This is a genomic window from Paenibacillus sp. SEL1 (assembly GCF_054602535.1).
On sequence record NZ_CM137723.1, the window covers coordinates 3,284,702 to 3,306,153 of the forward strand.

Consider the following 21,452-nt stretch of genomic DNA (forward strand, 5'->3'; position numbering starts at 1 on the left):
GAGTGACCTTGGAAAACCATGAGAAGGCCCAGGTACATGCCGGGCAGGAAGCAAGTGGCCCTCGCTATACGCTGGAGGAGCTAAAGGAGCACGCAGAACAATTGTTTTCCGTGAAAGAAGAAGTGTTGGCAGGCGCCTTTTTTGGCACACAGGACAAGCTGTTTACAGTAGCAGAAGCACACACTAAAATCGAACAATTTATGAAAGCGAAGGTGGACTAATTATGGCAGGCGGAACATGGGAAAACACGAATAAACCGGTATTGCCGGGTTTGTATATGAATTTTCAGGCAGCAGCAGCTTCAGCGATTCAAGGTGGGGCGCGTGGTACGGTCGTTGTGCCCGTTAAGGCGAATTGGGGCCCTGTACGTGAGTTTGTAGAGATCGGCAGTGAAACGGCAATCAGCCAAATCTTTTCGGGTGACAGTCTGGACGGTGCGACCGCGTATTCGACGCTGTATCTGGCTTTGCTGGGCGGTCCGAAAAAGCTGTTAGCCTACCGTTTGGCAGATGATACAGCTGCAGAAGCATCTGTGACGCTGAAAAGCGGCGGGGAGACCCCAGCGGATGTGCTGCGCCTGAAGGCTTTGTACACAGGTAGCCGCGGTAATGGTTTTGCTGTAACTGTACAGCCAACTTTGGGTGATGAGCAAGCACGTGAGGTGCGCCTTTATGAAGGAACCAAGCTGCTCGGCACGTACAAAGGCAGTGACGGTACGGCTGCCTCTATTGCCAAGGCCATGAATGAGAACAGCGAAAACGTATGGGTGAAGGCTGAGGTTGTCGGCGACGGTGGCATTCCGGTGGATGTCAGCGGCGTACACCTCACTGGCGGCAACAGCGGCAATAGCAAGCTGGTTAATGCAGATTACATCGCGATGCAGGAGGCACTTGAAGGACAGGAATTTAATGTTTTGGCCCTGGATTATGCAGCTGATCTGGCATTGCTACAAAGCTTCGCTGCTTGGATCAAGCGTGTCCGCAACGAAGGTAAAGGCGTAATCGCTGTATTTGGCGGTTCTGCGGCAGATGATGTGTCCAAAACAGCCGTCAGCTTGGCCTCTGCACGTTCCCTGGCACTGAACCATGAAGGCATCGTGAACGTCGGTACAGGCGTACGTCTGGCAGGTACGGACTACAGTTCTGCCCAAACGGCTGCTTATGTAGCCGGACTGATCGCAGGTCAACGTCTGAATCAATCGGCAACGTATGCGGTTACGCCTTTTGAGGATGTAACCCGCCGCTGGACACGTTCCGAGCAGGAGCAGGCTGTCCGTAATGGTGTCTTCCTCTTGTTCTTCGACGGCCGTCAGGTCAAAGCGCTGCGTGGGATTAACAGCTTGGTGAACCCGTCTGCCGGGCAAAACAACGCATGGAAGAAAATCCGCTCTATCCGCGTCATGGACGCTATTAATGCTGACTTGCAGCGTGCAGCCGAAGAGACTTACATTGGCAAAATCAACAATACGGTGGAAGGTCGTCTGGCGCTTATCGGTGCAATCAAAGAATACCTGGCACAGCTGTCGCTGAGCAACGTCATCGAAGCAGACGGCTACGATGTCATTCTCGACCCGGCTTACTACGGCGATGCGCCAGTTATCAAACCGGAGCCGGATCAAGTGTTCCTGCAATGGAACGTGAAGCTTACCGACGTGATGGAGCAGCTGTTCGGCACATTTTACGTGCAATAAATAAGCATTTTACGTGTATAAGCAATTCAAGGCGATCAGCAGAAATAAAGTAGCTTGTTAACAACGAGGATTTTATGAAATCCCGAACTATATTATGGATTATTTTGAGGAGGAAAAAGAAATGTTGGATGCTTCAAGAGTCATTTTAGGTACGTATGGTCAGGCATATATTGATGGGGTATGGCAGACACATATTAACAAGCTGGAAGCCAGTGTGGAAATTGATAAGAGAGAACTGAATTTGGTAGGTAATACGTGGAAAGTCCATAAAAATGGAGCTAAAAAAGGTACTGGAACGATGAGTGGTTACAAAGTAACTTCCGATATGATTCGTCGCGGTTTTGAGAAATTCGATATTATTTCCAAGCTGGACGATCCCGAATCTTTTGGACATGAACGTGTTCGTTTGATTCGCTGCATGCCGGATAAAATTCAATTGGCTAACTGGACTGCAGGGGAAGAAGTGCCAGAAGAAACTACTTTCACCTTCGAAGGCTATGAGCTGCTTGATCCGATTGTTGCTGAATAATTTATTGGTTATGGTGGGCCTGGAGTAATCCGGGCCTAATTTTCAAAAAAATTATTAGGGGGATTTAATATGAGTTTGCCTGAAAATATGTCAGAAGAACAAATTTTGGATAGTCTTTTTGAAGCTGCAGATAAATTACCAGAGGAAACTGTTCGTATTCAGCGCCTGGATATGCTTCTCACACTTCGTGGTTTGACGTCCAACAAAGTAGATAGTATCCGTGAACGGTGCACAATTCGTAAAACCATTAAAGGCCGTGTGGATGAAAAAGTAGATACAGAAACATTTAATGCATTGCTTATCTCTGAAGCTACGGCTGGTCTAGAGGTAAAAGGTCTGCAAATTAATGGATGGGGTGATCCGCGAATTACTAGCAGGCTTAAATTGTCCGGTGGTGAACAGGCTGTTCGCCGTATGCTTCTGGCAGGGGAACTGGATGCGGTAGGTGACAAAGTTCTGGAACTGTCCGGCTTCGGTGTGGAAATTGATGATCTAAAAAACTGATTCGCTCCGGCGGAATGACGACTGTGCTGTATCATCTGTGGATACGGCATCATCTCCGTCCCGGAGAGTTTTGGTCCTTAAACAGAGGGGAAAAATCCATGTTAATCGCTTTTGCAGAAGAGGAACTGGACGCATTGTCAAAACAAATACAGCAATAATAGATACGCAAGGAGGTGAGTAGATGGCAGGTTCAAGTAACTATAGAGTTAATATTGTTACAGATGTAGAGGATTTAATCATTACAAACCGGGAACTTAAAGCGACAAGTCGCTATATTGAGCAGATACAAAGGCTTTCTGATCGCTTAGGTCGTACCCGTTATCAGAGTTTGATTAAGCTAAATACGGAACTCAAGTATATGCATAGGCATCTAGGTAATATTTACAGCCTAGCTATTCGTCTTAGTCGGCTACGAATTAGGCCAAAAGTCTTTCTGATTGATAAGGCGACTCCAGTGCTCGAAGCGCTTATCAGAAAGCTAAAAAGTCTTAAGGATGCCTATATTGTTGCACGTGCTAAAACGGGCATTGATCAAGACGGTACAAATAAGAAGAGAGCTAAGGGCGGCAACAGGGGAAATAATTTAAATGTTTCCAATATTGTGAACAAGTCTATCAGTGTTACTGCAAATATAGAAATAAAAGATCCTAAATTTGACTTTAACTTTAATTATGATATTAAGGTAAAACCACCAAGATTGAATATTAGAGTTGCAGCTCCAAAATATGCGCCTAAGATCAATGTAAAAACAGGTCCTATTCGAGTTTCTCCAAAAATTAAGGTGATCTGTGATTGTTGCTGTGGGAAAAAAGGAAACAATAAGAAAAGTATTGCTGAACAAGATGGACCTGATGGTAAAAGCAAAAACAAAAATAAGAACAACAAAAAAAATCCTGGAAAGAAACAAGGACTTCCTAAGCTGTGGGAAACGATAAAACGTATTTTTACCCCAAAGCCTGGCTCTAAGCCTCATAAGCCAGGAGTTCCAGGAGGACCGAATGGAAATAAGGGGACACTTGGAAAAATCTTTGATTTCGGTAAAAAAATACTTGGTGAAAATCCAGGAAATATGCTTAAAAAGATAGGCAAGGGAGCAATAAAGGGGGGCAAGAAGCTGCTTGGCCCAATTAGCATAGTATTAGATATTGTAGACATTGCTACTGCTTCGCCGGAAGAACGTCCGGCTGCTATTACATCAGCAGTTTTAGGAAGTAGTCTTACCACAGCTGGTGCAGCTATTGGTACAATGATTGCTCCGGGTATAGGTACCGTAATTGGTGGTCTTATTGGTGCAATTGCTAGTGTTATAGTAGATAGTTTAGCAGGTGAATGGTTAGCTCAAAAGTTCTCTGAAATGAGTGATTGGGCCGGAGAAAAAGCTACTTCTGCAATGGACTGGGTTGGAGAAAAAGCTATTGGTGCAAAGGATTGGATTGGCGAGAAAGCAAGTGTTGCGAAGGATTGGGTTGGTGAAAAAGCTTCCCAAGCTACAGATTGGATGAGTAATAAAGCATCTGATGTCAGTAATTGGTTTTCTAGTCAAACAGAAAGTTTGAAAAGTGACTTCTCTAATTTGTTTGGTTACTCAAATAAACCTGAAAATACACAACCTGCTGTTTCTGTAATTAAGGCCTCACAATCTTATAATCCCGCTTCGACTGTACCTGGGGCTTCATTAGCTCTGTCAAGATTTCCTTCGGTTGATCCAGGACTGCCATTACCATCTTTTATCCAGCATGCCCAAAACCGCTCCAAGGTAATTCAAGGCATGGGGCCAGGTGGTTCACAGATTCCTACGGTGAGTGGAGGAAAACCAGCTCCGCAGCTCGTGCAAATAACGGATGAACAAATGAGTAGCTTCTCCGGTTTTCTCAAAGACTTCAAGACAGAAACGAACAACCAAATCAGTGTAACATTGCCTCCGGGAGCAGTACAGGTAACAGTTCAAGAAGATTCTATTGATTTCGACACGATGGCACTTCAAGTTGGACACCGAATCGTCAATGAAGTCCGGCAGGCGATTATTAATAGAAAGGGAGGAGGGGATAGCAGTTCCCTTAAAAACGCTAAAGCCGTACTAGTTTAATGTAAATCTATCACAGTAGAAAGGAGGGGGGGCTATGGGTATAGACTTTTTTTTGATTAATGGTAAAAGTGTATTTCAATTCCCAGTTAATCCTGAAGAGGTGAATATTTCACGGCAAAAGGGGTATGAAACAGTTACGATGCTTACACATGGAGAATTTGATTTTCCACAAGGAGAAAAGGTAAAAGAAATCACCTTTTCTTCTTTTTTTCCCAAGGTATATGATGCATCTTATTGTCGTTATAGAAATATTCCAGATCCTAACGAAGCGATGAACAGATTAAATGCAATGTTAAAAGCAGAGACCCCTTGTCAATTTATTATTACAAATACGCTCATTAATGTTCCTGTTTTTATCATTGCCCATAATACGACTTTTCGTGGGGGAGAGGCAGGAGATATATATTTTGAAATTACTTTGCGCACATGGCGAGAGCCCAAAATAGTATTGCGAAAAGGGAATTCCCCCAAAAAAGTGAACTCTAGTAAGCTTCCACGCACGAATCTTAAAACCAAGTCTAAGACATACACAGTCAAAACTGGAGATTCGCTTTCTAAAATTGCCAAGCTGGAGTTGGGGGATAGCTCCAAATGGAAAAGTATATATCAAATGAATACAAAGATCATAGGCAACAACCCGAATAGGATTAAAGTGGGCCAAAAGCTGGTGATGCCATGAGCTACCAGGTAATACTCCAAGATAAATATGATCTTACCCCTCTGGTCGAAAAAATAACTTTAAAAGATGCTCTAAACCAAATTGCATATCAGGCCAGCATCCGTGTAGCTGCTTCTCAGGATATGCCGTCGATTACCCCAGGAATGCCTATTCGTGTCAGTGGAATTCCATTTGGAAAAAATGTAAAGGTACCACTTCTCCACCCTGCCGTTGTGTGGGAAGTAGAGAGCTCAAACAGCGGTACAAAACGTTTCTCTCTGGTGGTATATGACAGGACGATTTATTTGGATAAATCCGAGGATGAATATTTATTTCCCAAAGGACAAACGGCCACACAACGGTTGCGGAAATACTCAAAGGATTGGGAATTTCAGATCGCCTCAATACCCGATACGAAGGTGCAGTTAGGAAAAGGTATCTACCGTGCCCAGACCCTATATTCCATGATGCTTGCTGATTTGAAAGAGACAGCAAAATTGGGCGGAGACTTGTATCAGTTACGTATGACAAGTTCTGGGCTGGAGTTATTTAAAATCGGTAGTAATCCTTCCCCATACGTGTTAGATCGATTTATTGATCTTACGCAGTTACGGACACTTGAGGGAGCCGTAACTAAAGTCAAAGTAATGACAGCTGATGAAAATGCAGGAAGCGGACAAGAGGTGCCGTCTAAGGTACTAGCTGTAGCAGAAGGGGATACTAAAGCGCTAGGTACTTTGCAAAAACTGGTGGAAGATGATCAAGTGAAAGCAGCTGGCGGAGCCAGTAAGCTTGCTAAAAGTCATCTAACTGGAATCCAGGAAACTTTTACAGTTAATTTACCAGATATTAATACCATACGTGCTGGTGAAGCTGTGATATTACAAGGATTAAAGTTAATTGTTACTTCGGTCAGTCGGGATTTGGGAAACCCGGGAAATATGACTTTAGAGCTCGCTTCCTTCGATATGGTTAAAAGGAGGTATTTTCTTGAGTAAAGACCCCTATGGCGCATTTGTAAGTGTAATGCAATCGTCTATGGCGGGACACACCCGGCAAGCACTGAGTGGGGTAGGCGCGGTACTAGGCACGATCACCTCGACGGGACTCAAGCTGGACGATTTTAAACATGAGCTTCAGGATTATCTGGTCGCAGAGTTGCCGGGACTGCTATCTGTACCACGTCATATGTATAAAGGCACCTCAACCGCAGTGGAATCGGAAAATTGGGAAGGCAAAGAGCTGAAAACTTCCTTTTATATCGGGGAAGACGAGCTGGAGGATGTGAATCTACGTTTGAACGAAGGTCTTAAGCCCGGAGATCGTGTACTTGCGGTTCGGGTGAATAGCGGTAACGATGTAGTTGTTGTGTGCAAGGTGGTGAGTGGACGTGGCTAATTTATTTCCCGAAACAGATGATATGATCTGGACAGACATGGATATGACCGATCCGGATGTACTGGAGGATAACCGCGCAGTATTTGGGCGAAGCTGGCGGTTTGATTTTGAAGCTGGTGAGTTTGTTATGAGCCCTAGCCGTAAAATCGTGACTACAGGCGAGAAAGAAGCCTGGGTACAGTGGTGTGAAAAAGCGATTCGCACTCCTCGCTACCGGCATGTGATCTATTCACCTGACTATGGGAGCGAGCTGGAGGAGCTGATTGGTAGCAGCTATGGGCACGATGTGCAGGAAAGTGAAATTAAACGCATGGTCACGGAGGCGTTACTAGCAGATGCACGTACGGCTAGTGTGGATCAATTCACGTTTCGCTGGGAAGGTGAGGCGTGTTATTTTAGCTGCCAGATTACGAACGTGCGAGATGAAACGGAAATTGTGGAAAGTGTGGTGATCTAATGGCAGACTTGCCGGAATATTTGGTAGACCAGACGGAAGAGGAAATTTTAAATCGGATGCTGGAAAAAGTGCCTTCGGACATGGATAAGTCCGAGGGCTCTTTTATTTGGGATGCGCAGGCACCAGTGGCTTTTTTGCTATCCGAAGCCGCAATCTGGGCGCAGGAGCTACTGCGACGTGGCTTTGCCAGCACCGCAGCCAGCGACAACCTAGATTTTCGCTCGCCAGAGTTGGATTTGCGGACAGCAGAGCATGGGGTGACACGGCGAGAAGCGGTTGCTGCCTCAGGTACGGTCACGTTCACGGGCACAGCGGGAACGACTGTCCCGGCGGGAACGTTGGTGGCGACCCCGGCAGATGATGTATCCGGGGAAGCTTCCATTGAATATGCGACCACGGCATCGGTCACGCTGGATGAACAAGGTGCCGGGGAAGCGACTATTAGGGCGGTCAATCCCGGGCGTAGCGGCAATGTGCCTGCCGGTGTCATCCAAGTGATGGCCACCCCGGTTAGCGGGGTGGCCTCTGTGATCAATACGGAGGAAACAAAAAGCGGTACAGACGTTGAGAGCGACCAGCTGTTGCTGGAGCGTTTTTATGCCAAGGTGCGGAACCAAGGCACAAGCGGCAACAAGGCGCAGTATACCCAGTGGGCGAATGAAATTGCTGGAGTGGGCGGTGTAGAGGTTGTTCCATTGTGGAAAGGACCTGGAACCGTAGGGTTATATGTACTGGATACGGACAAACGAGCAGCCAGCCCGGATATCGTTGCCGCAGTGCAGAAGTATATTGATCCGACGCAGGATGGGCAAGGAGAAGGGCTGGCACCAGCGGGTCCTGTGGTGACGATCATGCCAGCGACAGAAGTGGAAATTAACATCTCAGTCAAGGTACAGCGTACCAAAGAGAAGCCGTCCACATTGGATGAAATCAAAAAGCTGATCGAAAGCGGTGTGCGGAACTATTTGAAGCAGCTTGCTTTTTATAAGGAAGATCCGTTGGTACGGTATACCCGGATTTCTGCTGTTTTGCTCGACATTCCAATTATTATTGATTTCTCTGAACTGAAAATCAATGGACAGAGCAATCAGAATATTGAGATTGGATCAGGTCAGGTGGCAGTGCTGGGGACGGTGAGCGTCAGTGAGTAACAATGGAACGAACAGCTTTGAAGATTTATTGAATAACCCAGACCAGGGAAAACGTGCAAACCGTAGTGACACTTTTGTCAATCGGGTAACTATAGCGGGAGATACAGTGGGCCAAATGAGCAGCGAGCGGGGACGCGAGCTGCTTTCCTATTTGCCTGCCTATTATGAAACCTCACGTGTGATGCGTTCCGATATGGATGCTAAAGGAAGCGAATTGGACGCCTTGTATCTTGCGATGGATGCAACGGTGGGACAGTTTTTCGTACGTACCGCCACGTGGGGGCTGGAACGCTGGGAAATGGAGCTGGGTATTGAAACTGATCTGGCGAAGCCATTGGACCAACGGCGTGCGGTGGTGGAATCGAAGCTGCGAGGGGCAGGAACTTTTTCCGGCCGGCTTGTCAAAAATGTAGCTGAAGCGTATGACGGAGGCATGGTAGATGTCACTTTTCATCCCGCCGAATGGGGATTCACCGTCAAATTTATGGATACCATCGGGATTCCGCCCAACGTGGAGGATCTTAAAGCAGCCATTGAGGAGATCAAGCCCGCTCATATGGCGGTGGAGTACAAATTACGCTACCTGACCATTGCTGAAGTTGAGTCTATGACCCTCTATGAAAATGAACATACAACCCAGGATAGATATTTAGGAGGTGGCGCATAACATGGCAAGCGAAAAAACACCAAATCTTGGCTTAAATCAAATTGACCGCACATCACCCAAAACCACGTATTTTGATCTGGAGAAGTATTTGGACCAAAACTGGCGTTCTGTAGATGATTTCGCAGGTGATGTGAATGATGGTGTAAATGAGATCAAGAAGCGTCTGGATGCAACAGAGCGTAAGGCGGTAACTCTCGAACCTGGGGTGCAGATGGTTCATGCGGAAAAGGCTGCGCCATTTTCGCTTACGGAGCTGAGCGGGCGTATGTTGGTGAATTTGTTGGGACGAATGGGGAACTGCGAGACAGTAAGCGAATGGTCCTCGAATGTAGCTATTGCAATAGATTCTAACAACAAAACCAACGGCAGCAGTTCATTTAAAATTACACTAGGCAGTGTGCCAGCAACCGCGTCTGCAAGTTTTTTGACCACACCTGGACGAAAATATATCGCAATAGCAGACGTAAAAAGTGGTAATACCAGCAAGGTGGCTATATCTATAAATGGTATTGCTGGTGCTGTGGGTAACGAGGTAACTTCTGGCTCTGTTTTTGCGCCGTCTGTTGTACGGTTTACGGCTAAGGAATATTTTCACATTGTTACCATCACAGGTACGGGTGCGGCTGGTAATATATTTAATATGGACTGTGTACGCGTTTATGAGATCAGTGAGGCAGACTATACAGACGCCGCAAGCCTTACGCCAGCACAGGCCGCAGCTAAGTATCCATATGTTGATAGTGTAATGCCTGTACGTAATCCTTATGCGATTCGGTACGGGAAAAACCTGTTACCTAACTTTTACGAATGGTCGGTTAACACCACGGGTATAGTCGCTTTACAAGGTCCCTACAAAGCTACAGCTACACGGACCGTTCCTGATGTCATATCGCCGTTGAGGGTTGTTGTTCCTGTTCTGCCGAACACCACCTATACAATTTCTAGTATAGGAGACGGGTTGCAATATATTGAGCGTAGGGACGATAACGATTCTGACCCAACTGGAGAAGTTATGACGGGCGTAATTGCGGTAGGCACTAAAACCTTTACAACAACTGCGCAAACAAAATTCCTTTCGGTTAGATTACGTTATGCTGCTGCGGGGTCATTCACCCATGAAAACCCTATGCTTAACATTGGCAACACAGCCAAACCATTCAGACCACGCGAGGATTCCATGCTGGCATTGCAAACAGACCTATACGCCGATCCGGTTACAGGTGAGAATGCGGATACGGTGTTTGAACGTGACGGGCAATACTTCAAGTCTAAGAAATGGCACAGGGTTACATTAGATGGTGCTGTTAACTGGAACGCTAGTTCGCCTGGTCAATCATTTCCAGGTTTCAAAGTTGTCTATACTGCCCCAAATCAGTTTCCGGCGTGGATTAGCTATTCTGAAAAATCTGTAAAGTATGATGGGAAACTATTAAATACAGCTAATACGGGAGGGCAATGGTCTACATTAGGGGCCGATGCAACAGAAACATCCATTGATGGGTCTATTTACGTTTCTGTCCCTGTCGCGGATAGTGGGTGGGCTGACGGTTACACGCCAACACAGGATGACATTAAAGCCTATTTCTATGGATACAAGGCATATGATGCTAACACCATCACTCCTGCAAATGCTCAAGCCATGACTACGGCTACATGGTCGGGTACAGGTACTAAATATTGGGTACAACGTGTGGGCGCTCCTAACTTTACTCAATCAACACCGCAGCAGTCTTATGCAGGGTACACGCCGTACCAACTTGTATATCAACTCGCAACGCCTACAGTTGAGCCTATCATAAGCGAGGGTCAACTCGCCTTTGTTGAGGGAGATAATCAGGTTGAAGTAGGTATGGGAATGATTGTTAGGGAGGGAGTTAATCCCGCAATTTCCAGTAATCAATACTGGATTAATGGCGCTCTAGATGGGCTTGGCAAACTTCGGGAAAAGACCAGTAAGATCGTCGCCGTTTATAAAAACGGTAAGAACGATAGTTGGGGTTCGATTACTCACGCCGAAGTTGACAAAATCAAATACGGAACCGTTCAGGCGTATACGTCTATGGCTAGATTCGACCAGACGGCGTCCTATAGCGTTACGTACCTAATGTTGGAGCCGTCACCAGTCGTACCGTTCACAGGCTCCTATGCAGCCAACGAGAAAACGCTTTTAGCTGACTTGGTGGAAAGTGTGCAGCAGGCTAATACGCGGCTGTCCGTGGTAGAGAACAAGAAGGCTGACAAAGATAGTCCTGCATGGATATCACCGACGTTGCTTAATGGGTGGACTACGAGTAGACCCGTAGGAATAATGAAGGACAGTAACGGGTTCGTCCATATCAGGGGGCTAATCGCGAATGGTTTGACAAACGGAGGGTTAGCACTGTTTACTCTGCCGCAAGGTTACAGACCTATCAGTATACAAGGCCCTGTTTCTTATGGCTATGGACCTAGCGGGCCTGTTTTTGTACAGTTTGATATTTTTCCAGATGGAAGAGTTTGTTTTGGTGGTGGAGGGGCAAAAGATAGCACTACGGTGAGCGTTCTTTTCCCGCCATTCATAGCAGAGCAATAAGGAGGTCATACCATGAAATTAGTACCTAAAGTAAATACAAACGGCCTCTATCTGGAGGACGAACTGGTGGACGATGCCTTTTCGGGTGTCGTCCCTTTTTATACTCCATCTTCACCTACGCTATCTGATACAAATCAGCAGCCAGACACTTATCAGCTTACTGACAGTAGCCCTAGTATCATAGATGCAACCAATTCAGAAAGAATCCTAACTGGCTACACGGTAGCAATTCCAGTGCCACCGGGTCTATATCATCCTCGTTTTGACATCCAAGGATGGCTGACCTATGAAGCGGAATATAATCAAAAGCTGTTAGAAGCACAAAACGCATACGAGCAACTTAGCAAGGAGGCTCAGGCAACGTTTCAGAAGCTGCATGATGAATGGCAAAGCAAACCGGAAAATGAACGCGGGGATGAACCTATATATTCTGCTATGGCTTTTACAGTTCCAGAACGAAGAGACCCAACGACATTCTGGAGTGAAGGATTGAGTGAGGAAGCAATTAAGGAACTGACACAAAAAGCAGAGCAACAGCCAAGCGAGACAGACCAGTTAAAGCAGCGTATTGCAGATCTCGAAGTAACACTGACCCAGCTCATGCTTGGTAGCACAGGAAAATAACGTGTACTGACCATTATATATTTTTATATAAAAGAGGTGAAGTCATAACTATGACGGCTTTAACAGAGGCTCAATTGCGTATTTGTGCTCATGCTTGCATCACCCGCTATGAGCGAGGAGAGGGCGATATAGCAACGATCATGGGAAGCTACGCTTTAGATGAAGAACAACGTGAACAAGTAATGAAGATTATTTTATCCAAGTGTTCTGATCTAGTAGCGGGCAACGTAGATAATTCATCATCAACCAATGCTCTGAATAAACAGGAAGAAACGGGTAAATGGTATAACTCTATTTTTCGTAAAAAACAGTATAGAGAATAAAACAAAAAAATGTTTATTTGCCCTTGGATCAGTCCAAGGGCATTCATTTTACACCTAGGTTCAAAAGGGGGAACAAACATGCATGAAAAGATCGATCAGATTTGGCTGGGGCTTTCCACGGGGACCTTGATCGGTTATTTTTTTGGGGGGTGGACCACAATGTTGACGTTGCTGTGGTGGATGGTCGTGATCGACTTTTTCACCGGATGGGCAGCGGCCTGGATTAATGGGGAGCTAAAAAGCCGCCAGGGGTATTACGGTATTTTTCGCAAGGTTACCGTGTTTTTGCTCATTACGGTAGCTCATCTAATCGACGGTATTCTCGGGGATGCACATTACTTCCGGGATGCCGTCGTTTTCTTTTATTTAGCGAACGAGCTGTTGTCCATTATTGAAAATGTGGGCAGAATGGGAGTGCCGATGCCGGATATTTTGCGGAATGCAGTAGCTATTTTTGAGTCCAAGTCGAGTGGAGAAAAAATAAAGCCAACCGACCCTTCCGACAAAGAAAATAAAGCTTCATAAAGTGCCACCAGTGGCCACTAAAAATAGGCAGACTACCTTTTTGCCCTTTTTTCGGTGTAAAAGTGGAAAAGCCCAGACCGTATGGATGGTCCAAGCATATGGATAACAGAGACAGAGTGAGCTACAACATTATGAATGATAAGGAGGGAACGCCTTATGCAGAATCGCAGCCCTAACGCTGCCGAAGGCATTGACGTGTCCCGATATCAGGGAACAATTGATTGGAAGCGTGTACGAGCCGATGGCAAATCGTTTGCATTTATTAAAGCGAGTCAAGGACAGCGTTACGTCGATCCGACATTTATCACGAATGCAAAAGGGATCAAGGCAGCCGGGATTCTGCTGGGAGCTTACCATTTTGTAGATGCAACCACTGTAAATGCAGCAAAAGCGGAAGCCAGGCATTTCACCGAGGTGCTGGATCAGGTGGGTGGTGCGAAAGCGCTAGACTTGCCAGCGGTAATGGATTACGAAAATAATCCGGGAGGGCTTAGCTCAGCCGCGATTCATGAGGTTGCGTTGGCATTTGTAACAGAATTTGAACGGGTAAGCGGCCGTAAGCCGATGGTATATACAGGGAATGCTTTTGCCGCCCATTTCAAAGCGCCATTGGATAGTTATAAGCTGTGGATTGCACGTTATAGTACACGGGTGCCCGGCGACACCACAGCATGGAAGAACTGGGACTTTTGGCAATACAGCGATAGTGGACGGGTTGATGGAATTCAAGGGCCGGTTGACCTGAATGTATACGCCGGAACAGAGGCCGAGCTACGCCAAGCATTTGCAGGAGAAGAGGGGGATGAGCCAATGACAGCAGAGGAAAAAGCGGCATTTAAGGCCCTGCAGCAGCAGGTTGTCGCTCTTGAAAACAGCAAAGATGTGCTCAAGCAGACGTTGAATGAACAAAGCGCATATATTAAAAAGGTGGATCAGCGGGTAGCTGAATTGGAGGGGCGTCAGGCTATGCCTGTACCGACCTGGGCGAAGGAAGCGATGGCTGCCGCTGTTGCATTTAATCCGGCAAGCCCGATTGTGGATGCGAAACTGCCAAGCAGTTACGATTTTTATCGCTTACTGGTCGTACTGAACCGTCTGGGTGTGTTTAAAAAAAATAAATGACCTTTTGCAAATCTTATGCCCGGAAGGGATTATTTTCATGTGAACCAAGCCATACACCTGAAACGTAAATTGACAGGCGGTTCAAAGGCAGCCGCCTGCACTTATTGTAAAGTAATGTTCTACATGATTTTTACATAAGCTGAACTCGAACGCTTTAAAAGTGTGAATCATTGGGTGAAAATGCAGCATGTCTACCAGCCCGATCGAGCTGTAAAGGCCCCTGTCTGTTTGTTTATTTCAGAACATACCTGGGAATTAGGATATAAAGGATGGGAATTGTATTGTAAGGGGGAAATGTTCACGCATAAAGTGCCTGGAGATCATTTCTCTATCGTAAAAGGAGCCCAAGCCGTGACTGTAGGTTTGGTGCTGAATACATTTTTGAGGTAAGATCATACTCCTGCTTGGAGGTTGAAGACCCCAAGCAGGAGTATTTATTTGATATGATTGTGTAAATTGGTTTGTAATATTAATTGACATGATGTATAAAAACATATGGTAATGTATGAAAAACCCCCTTGTCTGCTTCCAGATTTTATAGTAAAGTATCCAATAATCAACTTTGTTTGAGTATAATATTCACTGTTTGTGAGTATATATCACACTTTCACCACGACCTGACATACTCCTCTTTCTATTTATTACATCACATCTATCCATTACCCTACAGCATCTCTTACACCACTAGATTATGAACACTTCTGTCCTACTACACCTATTTGATGAACTCGGAATTTGGGACCACAGCTTGAGGACAAGCTTGTCATGTCAATCTAAAGGAATTGGCATTCATCCGGTATCAACGAATTAACAATATATAAGGTGTGAAAGGGGTTTGCTGCATGAGCAAAAAGTATGCGAAACACAAAATCTGGACCGTTCTGCTGGTGCTTGCGCTAGGAGCTGTTTTGGCGCTTTCCGGTTGTGGGGGATCAGGTGAAGGAGCAAAGCCAGAGGCAGGGAAAACACCAAGCGGAGCAGGAGAGGGCGTGCAGGACACGCTCATTTATGGACGCGGCGGAGATTCCGTGGCGCTAGATCCTGCCATTGTGACTGAAAGCGAGTCGCTAAAAATCGGAATGCAAGTGTTCGACACACTGCTGGAATATAAGGAAAATACAACGGAGATCCAACCGGGGCTTGCAGAGAGCTGGGAAGTATCACCGGATGGACTGGTCTATACGTTCAAGCTGCGTCAGGGTGTGAAATTCCATGACGGAAGTGACTTTAACGCAGAAGCGGTTGTGTTTAACTTTGACCGCTGGGCTGATCCGAAAAGTCCATACAAATTTGAAGGTGACTCGTTTGACTATTATGATTCTATGTTCGGTCCTGAAGGAAGTAGGGTGATTAAGGAGGTTAAAGCGGTAGATGCGAACAGCGTCCAGTTTACACTAAACAAGCCGCAGGCGCCGTTTTTACAAAATATCGCTATGCCATCCTTTAGTATTTCAAGTCCCAAGGCTATTCAGGAGAAAAAGGCTGATTTCAAGAGTAATCCGGTCGGCACGGGGCCTTTTGTATTTAAGGAATGGAAACGGAACGATACCATCACGCTGGAGAAGAATCCAAACTATTGGAAAGAGGGGCAGCCGAAGCTGGCTAAGATCATTGTTCGCTCCATACCCGACAATACCGCACGATTTAATGCTCTGCAAAACGGGGAAATTGACCTGATGGAGGATTTGAACCCGGATGATGCAAAGCAGTTAGACGGCAATAGCGATTTGGTGAAAATTGAACGTCCCTCCTTTAATGTGGCGTACATTGGCTTTAATTTAAAGAAAAAAACATTCAATAATCCCAAGGTGCGGCAGGCACTGAATCACGCAGTGAACAAGCAGGCTATTATTGATGCATTGTTTGCAGGGCAGGCTAAGCCTGCGGTCAATCCGATGCCACCTACGTTATGGGGGTACAACGATAGTATTCAGGATTACGCCTATGATCTGGATAAGGCTAAATCTTTGCTGGCGGAAGCGGGCTTTCCTAACGGGCTTCCCGAGCCTTTAACCTTCTATGCAATGCCCGTATCTCGTCCTTATATGCCTGACGGCAAAAAGGTGGCAGAGGCCATTCAAGCCGATTTTGAAAAAATAGGCGTCAAAGTAAACATCCAATCCCCGGAATGGGCTACGTATCTGGATGATGTTAAGGCGGGGGAAAAGGATGATCTGTATATGCTGGGATGGAACGGGGACAATGGTGACCCGGATAATTTCCTTTATACATTGCTGGACAAGGATACGATTCCAGGTAATAACCGCAGTTTTTATGTGAATGAGGAACTTCATAAAATATTGGTGAAGGCGCAGGTTGAGGTCGATCAGGACAAGCGTGCGGAAATGTATAAACAAGCACAAGTGATTATTAAACAGGATGCGCCGTGGATTCCATTGGTTCACAGCACACCGCTGATGGCAGGTAAAGCGAACCTCAAGGGTTTTGTACCTTCTCCGGCAGGTATTGAAGCGTACGGAAATATTTATTTTGAATAGCCCAAACGCAAGCAGGCGGTGAATAGGATATGAACTCATATATTATAAAAAGACTGGCCATATTGATTCCTGTATTACTGGGCATGACGCTCATCGTTTTTTCCATTATTCATGCCATTCCGGGAGATCCGGCGGAAACCATACTGGGAGATAAAGCTACGGAACAGTCCAAGCAGGCGCTACGTGAGCAATTGGGGTTGAATAAGCCGTGGTTACAGCAATATGGGACCTATTTAGGTGAGCTGGCACAAGGGGACTTGGGCGATTCCATTCGCACCAAGCAGCCGATTGCCCGGGAAATGGTCCCTTATCTGGCGGCTACGCTAGAGTTGACAGTAGCAAGCATGTTTTTTGCCGTTGTAGTCGGAATGAATGCCGGCATCGTGAGTGCCTGGAAGCGAAATTCCTGGTTTGACTATGTGAGCATGGTCATTGCACTGGTCGGAGTATCGATGCCGATTTTTTGGCTGGGCTTGATGGAGCAGTGGATCTTTGCAAATAAACTGCATTGGCTTCCTTCCATCGGACGCATGAATTCCCGTGATCCGGTGGAAGCTGTGACACATTTAGCCGTGATTGATGCGTTCATAGGTGGGCGTATGGATCAGGTATGGACCGTCATCAAGCATTTGATCCTGCCCAGTATCGCACTTGGAACGATTCCAATGGCGGTCATTGCGCGCATTACTCGTTCCAGCATGCTCGAGGTTATGGATGCCGACTATATCCGTACGGCTCGGGCGAAGGGGCTGGCATCTTTTCAAGTCGTGTACAAACATGCGCTTAAAAATGCTGCGATCCCCGTACTTACTGTCATCGGTCTTCAGACTGGATCACTACTGGGAGGCGCGGTACTGACGGAAACCATTTTTGCCTGGCCCGGCATCGGACGGTACATTTTTGAAGCGATCAGCTCGCGTGACTATCCGGTTATCCAAAGCGGAATTCTGATCATAGCGTTCCTGTTCGTCATCATTAATCTGATTGTCGATTTGCTGTACGCGGTGCTCGACCGGCGTATCCGTTATCAGTAATCAAGTCGTCAATTGTTCAAGGGGGAGCTTGTCCGATGTCACAATTTTCAATGGAACCCAACAACATACCGACGACACGCAGCACATTGGCGCATTTGCCTGTCGTGACTGGCCCTTGGAGAGACGCATGGAGGGCTTTCCGTCACAATAAAATGGCGTTCGTCGGCCTGAGCGTTATTATCTTCTTTGTCATCATTGCTTTGATCGCGCCGTGGATTGCTCCTTTTGACTATAAAGAGCAAAACTTGGTGAGCCGTTTGCAGCCTCCTTCTGCGGAGCATTGGTTCGGTACGGATGATCTCGGTCGAGATTTACTGACTCGCACGCTGTATGGAGCCAGAATCTCGTTGTGGGTCGGTTTCTTGTCTGTTATTGGTTCAATGATTGTAGGAACAGCCTTAGGTTTAATCGCAGGATTTTACGGAAAATGGGCAGATATGGCCATTTCGCGGCTATTCGACATTTTACTGGCATTTCCGGGGATTTTGTTGGCCATTGCTATTGTGGCCATTTTAGGGCCTTCATTGGAAAATGCGTTGTACGCCATTGCCATTGTCAATGTGCCAACGTATGGGCGGTTAGTTCGCTCTAAGGTGCTAAGTGTCAAAACGGAGGAGTATATCACTTCTGCTAGAGCGCTTGGAGCCAATAATACACGAATCATCCTCCGCTATATTTTGCCTAACAGCCTGACACCAATCATTGTACAGGGAACGTTGGGGATCGGAACGGCCATCATTGAAGCGGCAGCGCTTGGATTTCTGGGCTTGGGTGCACAACCTCCTGAGCCAGAGTGGGGTAAAATGTTGTCCGATTCGCGGCAATATATCCAGAACGCGCCGTGGACAGTTATCTTTCCGGGGATATCTATCATGCTGACCGTATTGGGCTTTAACCTGATGGGGGACGGGTTGCGGGATGTATTGGACCCGAGGGCGAAGCGGTAGAGCAAAAGTGATGAGGTATATAAAGTTGAGTAAAGAGGTGTTCTCTGGCCTGAAGCAAATGGCTGGGGACCACCTTTTTTATATGACATTTTTCGTATTGGAGTAGAAAGCACCATCCGACTGCGCAGTGGTGCTAAAAGTAACTTTTACAGCTGAAAGTCATGTGAGCTTTCCTGAGGCGCGAAAAAAATGTATAATCACTCCAATTGAGTACGTAGGGAGTGGGCTTTATGACATGGCAGGACAAGAGAGAGCATCGGCAATTTGCGGAACAGACACGAAGCGACGCTTCACGGGCCGCATATGAACGGGACTACTCCCGTTTGATCCATTCACCGACTTTCCGGCGGTTGCAGGGTAAATCACAGGTGTTTGGCGCAGGCACGGGCGATTATTACCGCACACGACTGACGCATTCTTTGGAGGTAGCGCAAATTGCGCGTGAAGCATCACGAAGCTTGCTGCGCCGCCATCCCGAAGTAGAGCTGGAACAGGCAGATAACGCAGGACTGATCATTGACCCTGAGGTGGTAGAATGTGCTTCCATTGCACATGACTTTGGGCATCCACCGTTCGGACACAAGGGAGAAGAGGTGCTGGACGGGATTTTGGATCAACTGATTGAAACAAAGGTAGAAAAGATATCCTCTGCCGGAGGCTTCACACCGGAGTCCAAGCGTGGACAGGAGGCCTATGCGCGTGAGCGACGAATTTATGAGCATTTTGAAGGGAACGCGCACAATTTCCGACTGATTATGTTTTTGGAGAAGCGTGAGAACGTGGATGGTTTGAATTTGTCGGACGCTGTGTTACTGGGGATCAACAAATACCCATACCCGGGGATTCTGAACAAAAAAGGGTTGTACCTGCATGAGTGGGAATACATACGTTCTATCCGCGAGGATTGGGGTATCCCTGATGGTAAAAAGACGCTAGAAGCCCAGCTTATGGACCTGTGCGACGATATCGCTTATTCTGCGCATGATCTGGAGGATGGGATTAAGGCTGGGAAAATTGAGGTGCACGAGCATTTCTTATATGATCCGTATTTAATTCGTCTGATTACGGAGAAAATCACCACGTTGGAGGATAGCTTCTGGCAAGGCTGGCAACTGGCTCAGATTGAGCAGAAGGTAGCGGCTGTGCTGAGCGAATTTTTGAAGGTGTGGAATGGCAAGATGCCGATGTGTGAACACGATTATTCCCGTACTCGCCGTGAAGTGAAGGCATACTGGGTCAGCCTGTTTGTCAGCAGCTTGGGTGTAATTGATGATGGAAATTGGAAAAAGGTAACCTTCGTACGGGATGGAAGCGAAGATTTGGATATGCTGCGCACTGTGAGTGTGTTGAAAAGCTTTGCTTGGGTTACGATGATCCGCGATCTGCGTGTACAGCGACTGCAAAAACGGAGTGAGTGGATGCTTAGACGGCTGTGGCTGGCGTTTCTGGACCCGGAAACGTCCAAATCTATTATTCCAAGCGACTGGCTCCAGCGCTATGAGCGCGACCAAGCCAAGGCGAAACCGATCTGGACATGGGAGCATATGGTCATAGACTATATTGCAGGTATGACCGATGCTTTTGCTGAAAAAATCTATAATGAGTTATACGGTCTGAAGGTGGGTTCCATTTATGATCTGGATTGACCTTTAAATTTCCCCTATATAGTAGAAGGAACTGGTTTGTAATGGATAGCAGGAGGGAGGGATGTGTCTATGCAATCTCGGTCTTTATCTATAAAAAGGTTGAATCTCGGTGTGCTCGATATGGTGCCGTTGCTGCCCGGTAACCGCCCGGAGCAGGCGGTTCAACGAGCTGGTGAACTAGCGAGCCAGGCAGAAGCATGGGGATATACACGCTACTGGACCTCGGAGCACCATGATATGGAGGGGCTGGCTTCCTCCAGCCCGGAAGTGCTGCTGTCGCATATCGGGGCGGTGACGAAGACCATTAAACTGGGTGCGGGTGCTATTTTGCTCCCGCATTATAGTCCAGTCAAGGTCGCGGAATGGTTTCATCTACTGGCCGCTCTATATCCTGGCAGAGTCGAATTGGGCTTGGGGAGAGCACCTGGTGGGGGACCTCATGCTTCGATGGCACTGAGCGGTAATTTTCTTCAACATGTGACGGAGCTGCCACAGACGATGGAAGCTCTATTGGCTTTGCTGGAAGGTACTTATGAATATGAACAGGTGCCTGTGTTTGCCCGGCCGATGCCTGAACAGCCGCCAGCAGTGTGGATGCTAGGTACAAACCGAAAAAGTGCCGAATATGCCGCCCAGTATTCAACAGGCTATGTATTCGGTCAGTTTATGAGTGAACAGCAAACGGAAGAAATGCTAAGCATTTACCGCTCCAGCTTTCAGCCATCCAACCGGATGGACAAGCCACGTACCATGGTGGCTGTAGGAGCAGTATGTGCCTTGACGAATGAACTGGCGCAGCAATGGGCTGCTCAGATTTCATTGGGCGATCCGGCAATGCGAGCCAGCTGGCTAGTGGGAACGCCGTCGGATATTGCCGAACGGTTACGCGGCTTGCAGATTAAATATGATAATGATGAGTTTCTGTTGGTCACACCGATTCCCGATTATGAGCAGCGGCTTCACTCCTACCGTCTAATAGCGGAGGCTGTAAATTCTAGCCTTGATTCCAAATGAAAAGAGA

General features: G+C 46.8%; 21 protein-coding genes. All 21 read left to right on the top strand.

The window, feature by feature from the left end:
• Positions 1–2: 2 nt before the first annotated feature.
• The 21 genes from ACYCSE_RS14915 to ACYCSE_RS15015 all read left to right on the top strand — a co-directional run bounded on the left by ACYCSE_RS14915 (position 3) and on the right by ACYCSE_RS15015 (position 21,445).
• Positions 3–221: a hypothetical protein gene (locus tag ACYCSE_RS14915; protein ID WP_348621780.1), complete on the top strand. Its 219-nt coding sequence runs from the start codon at positions 3–5 to the stop codon at positions 219–221.
• A 2-nt stretch (positions 222–223) separates the two neighbouring features.
• Positions 224–1,690: a phage tail sheath family protein gene (locus ACYCSE_RS14920; protein ID WP_459698560.1), complete on the top strand. Its 1,467-nt coding sequence runs from the start codon at positions 224–226 to the stop codon at positions 1,688–1,690.
• Positions 1,691–1,811: 121 nt separating this feature from the next.
• The gene (locus ACYCSE_RS14925; protein ID WP_190298777.1) at positions 1,812–2,219 is read left to right on the top strand and encodes a phage tail tube protein; all 408 of its coding nucleotides are present in this window, start codon (positions 1,812–1,814) and stop codon (positions 2,217–2,219) included.
• 69 nt (positions 2,220–2,288) lie between these two features.
• The gene (locus tag ACYCSE_RS14930; protein WP_025678604.1) at positions 2,289–2,723 is read left to right on the top strand and encodes a phage tail assembly chaperone; all 435 of its coding nucleotides are present in this window, start codon (positions 2,289–2,291) and stop codon (positions 2,721–2,723) included.
• 181 nt (positions 2,724–2,904) lie between these two features.
• On the top strand, positions 2,905–4,809 hold the full coding sequence (locus ACYCSE_RS14935; protein WP_459698563.1) for a hypothetical protein: 1,905 nt from the start codon (positions 2,905–2,907) through the stop codon (positions 4,807–4,809).
• A gap of 40 nt (positions 4,810–4,849) precedes the next feature.
• The gene (locus ACYCSE_RS14940; protein ID WP_459702529.1) at positions 4,850–5,488 is read left to right on the top strand and encodes a LysM peptidoglycan-binding domain-containing protein; all 639 of its coding nucleotides are present in this window, start codon (positions 4,850–4,852) and stop codon (positions 5,486–5,488) included.
• Positions 5,485–6,465, top strand: a complete 981-nt coding sequence (locus ACYCSE_RS14945; protein ID WP_459698565.1) for an XkdQ/YqbQ family protein — start codon at positions 5,485–5,487, stop codon at positions 6,463–6,465. Before ACYCSE_RS14940 ends, ACYCSE_RS14945 begins: the two co-directional genes overlap by 4 nt.
• On the top strand, positions 6,458–6,865 hold the full coding sequence (locus ACYCSE_RS14950; RefSeq protein ID WP_459698567.1) for a hypothetical protein: 408 nt from the start codon (positions 6,458–6,460) through the stop codon (positions 6,863–6,865). Before ACYCSE_RS14945 ends, ACYCSE_RS14950 begins: the two co-directional genes overlap by 8 nt.
• Positions 6,858–7,322, top strand: coding sequence for a DUF2634 domain-containing protein (locus tag ACYCSE_RS14955; protein ID WP_459698569.1), 465 nt, complete (start codon positions 6,858–6,860; stop codon positions 7,320–7,322). The genes ACYCSE_RS14950 and ACYCSE_RS14955 overlap by 8 nt, the downstream gene beginning before the upstream one ends.
• A complete protein-coding gene (locus ACYCSE_RS14960) occupies positions 7,322–8,473 on the top strand; it encodes a baseplate J/gp47 family protein (RefSeq protein WP_459698571.1) in 1,152 nt (383 codons plus the stop codon). The genes ACYCSE_RS14955 and ACYCSE_RS14960 overlap by 1 nt, the downstream gene beginning before the upstream one ends.
• A complete protein-coding gene (locus ACYCSE_RS14965; protein ID WP_459698573.1) occupies positions 8,466–9,140 on the top strand; it encodes a YmfQ family protein in 675 nt (224 codons plus the stop codon). Before ACYCSE_RS14960 ends, ACYCSE_RS14965 begins: the two co-directional genes overlap by 8 nt.
• Before the next feature lies 1 nt (position 9,141).
• Entirely contained in the window at positions 9,142–11,712 is a 2,571-nt protein-coding gene (locus ACYCSE_RS14970; protein WP_459698575.1) for a hypothetical protein, read from the top strand.
• Positions 11,713–11,724: 12 nt separating this feature from the next.
• A complete protein-coding gene (locus tag ACYCSE_RS14975) occupies positions 11,725–12,336 on the top strand; it encodes a hypothetical protein (protein WP_459698577.1) in 612 nt (203 codons plus the stop codon).
• A 50-nt stretch (positions 12,337–12,386) separates the two neighbouring features.
• Positions 12,387–12,659 carry a hypothetical protein gene (locus ACYCSE_RS14980; RefSeq protein ID WP_459698579.1) on the top strand — a complete coding sequence of 91 codons (273 nt, stop codon included), beginning with the start codon at positions 12,387–12,389 and terminating at the stop codon, positions 12,657–12,659.
• Positions 12,660–12,737: 78 nt separating this feature from the next.
• A complete protein-coding gene (locus ACYCSE_RS14985; RefSeq protein WP_023987387.1) occupies positions 12,738–13,184 on the top strand; it encodes a phage holin family protein in 447 nt (148 codons plus the stop codon).
• Between the two features lie 156 nt (positions 13,185–13,340).
• Positions 13,341–14,306 (top strand): glycoside hydrolase family 25 protein, encoded by a 966-nt coding sequence (locus tag ACYCSE_RS14990; RefSeq protein ID WP_459698581.1) that lies wholly within the window; start codon positions 13,341–13,343, stop codon positions 14,304–14,306.
• An 842-nt stretch (positions 14,307–15,148) separates the two neighbouring features.
• Positions 15,149–16,804, top strand: a complete 1,656-nt coding sequence (locus ACYCSE_RS14995) for an ABC transporter substrate-binding protein (RefSeq protein ID WP_459698583.1) — start codon at positions 15,149–15,151, stop codon at positions 16,802–16,804.
• A gap of 29 nt (positions 16,805–16,833) precedes the next feature.
• A complete protein-coding gene (locus tag ACYCSE_RS15000) occupies positions 16,834–17,838 on the top strand; it encodes an ABC transporter permease (protein WP_459698585.1) in 1,005 nt (334 codons plus the stop codon).
• Positions 17,839–17,873: 35 nt separating this feature from the next.
• Positions 17,874–18,785: a nickel transporter permease gene (nikC, locus tag ACYCSE_RS15005; protein WP_459698587.1), complete on the top strand. Its 912-nt coding sequence runs from the start codon at positions 17,874–17,876 to the stop codon at positions 18,783–18,785.
• Between the two features lie 230 nt (positions 18,786–19,015).
• Positions 19,016–20,431: a deoxyguanosinetriphosphate triphosphohydrolase family protein gene (locus ACYCSE_RS15010; protein WP_160790201.1), complete on the top strand. Its 1,416-nt coding sequence runs from the start codon at positions 19,016–19,018 to the stop codon at positions 20,429–20,431.
• A 69-nt stretch (positions 20,432–20,500) separates the two neighbouring features.
• Positions 20,501–21,445 carry an MsnO8 family LLM class oxidoreductase gene (locus ACYCSE_RS15015; protein WP_254350992.1) on the top strand — a complete coding sequence of 315 codons (945 nt, stop codon included), beginning with the start codon at positions 20,501–20,503 and terminating at the stop codon, positions 21,443–21,445.
• Positions 21,446–21,452 lie beyond the last annotated feature (7 nt).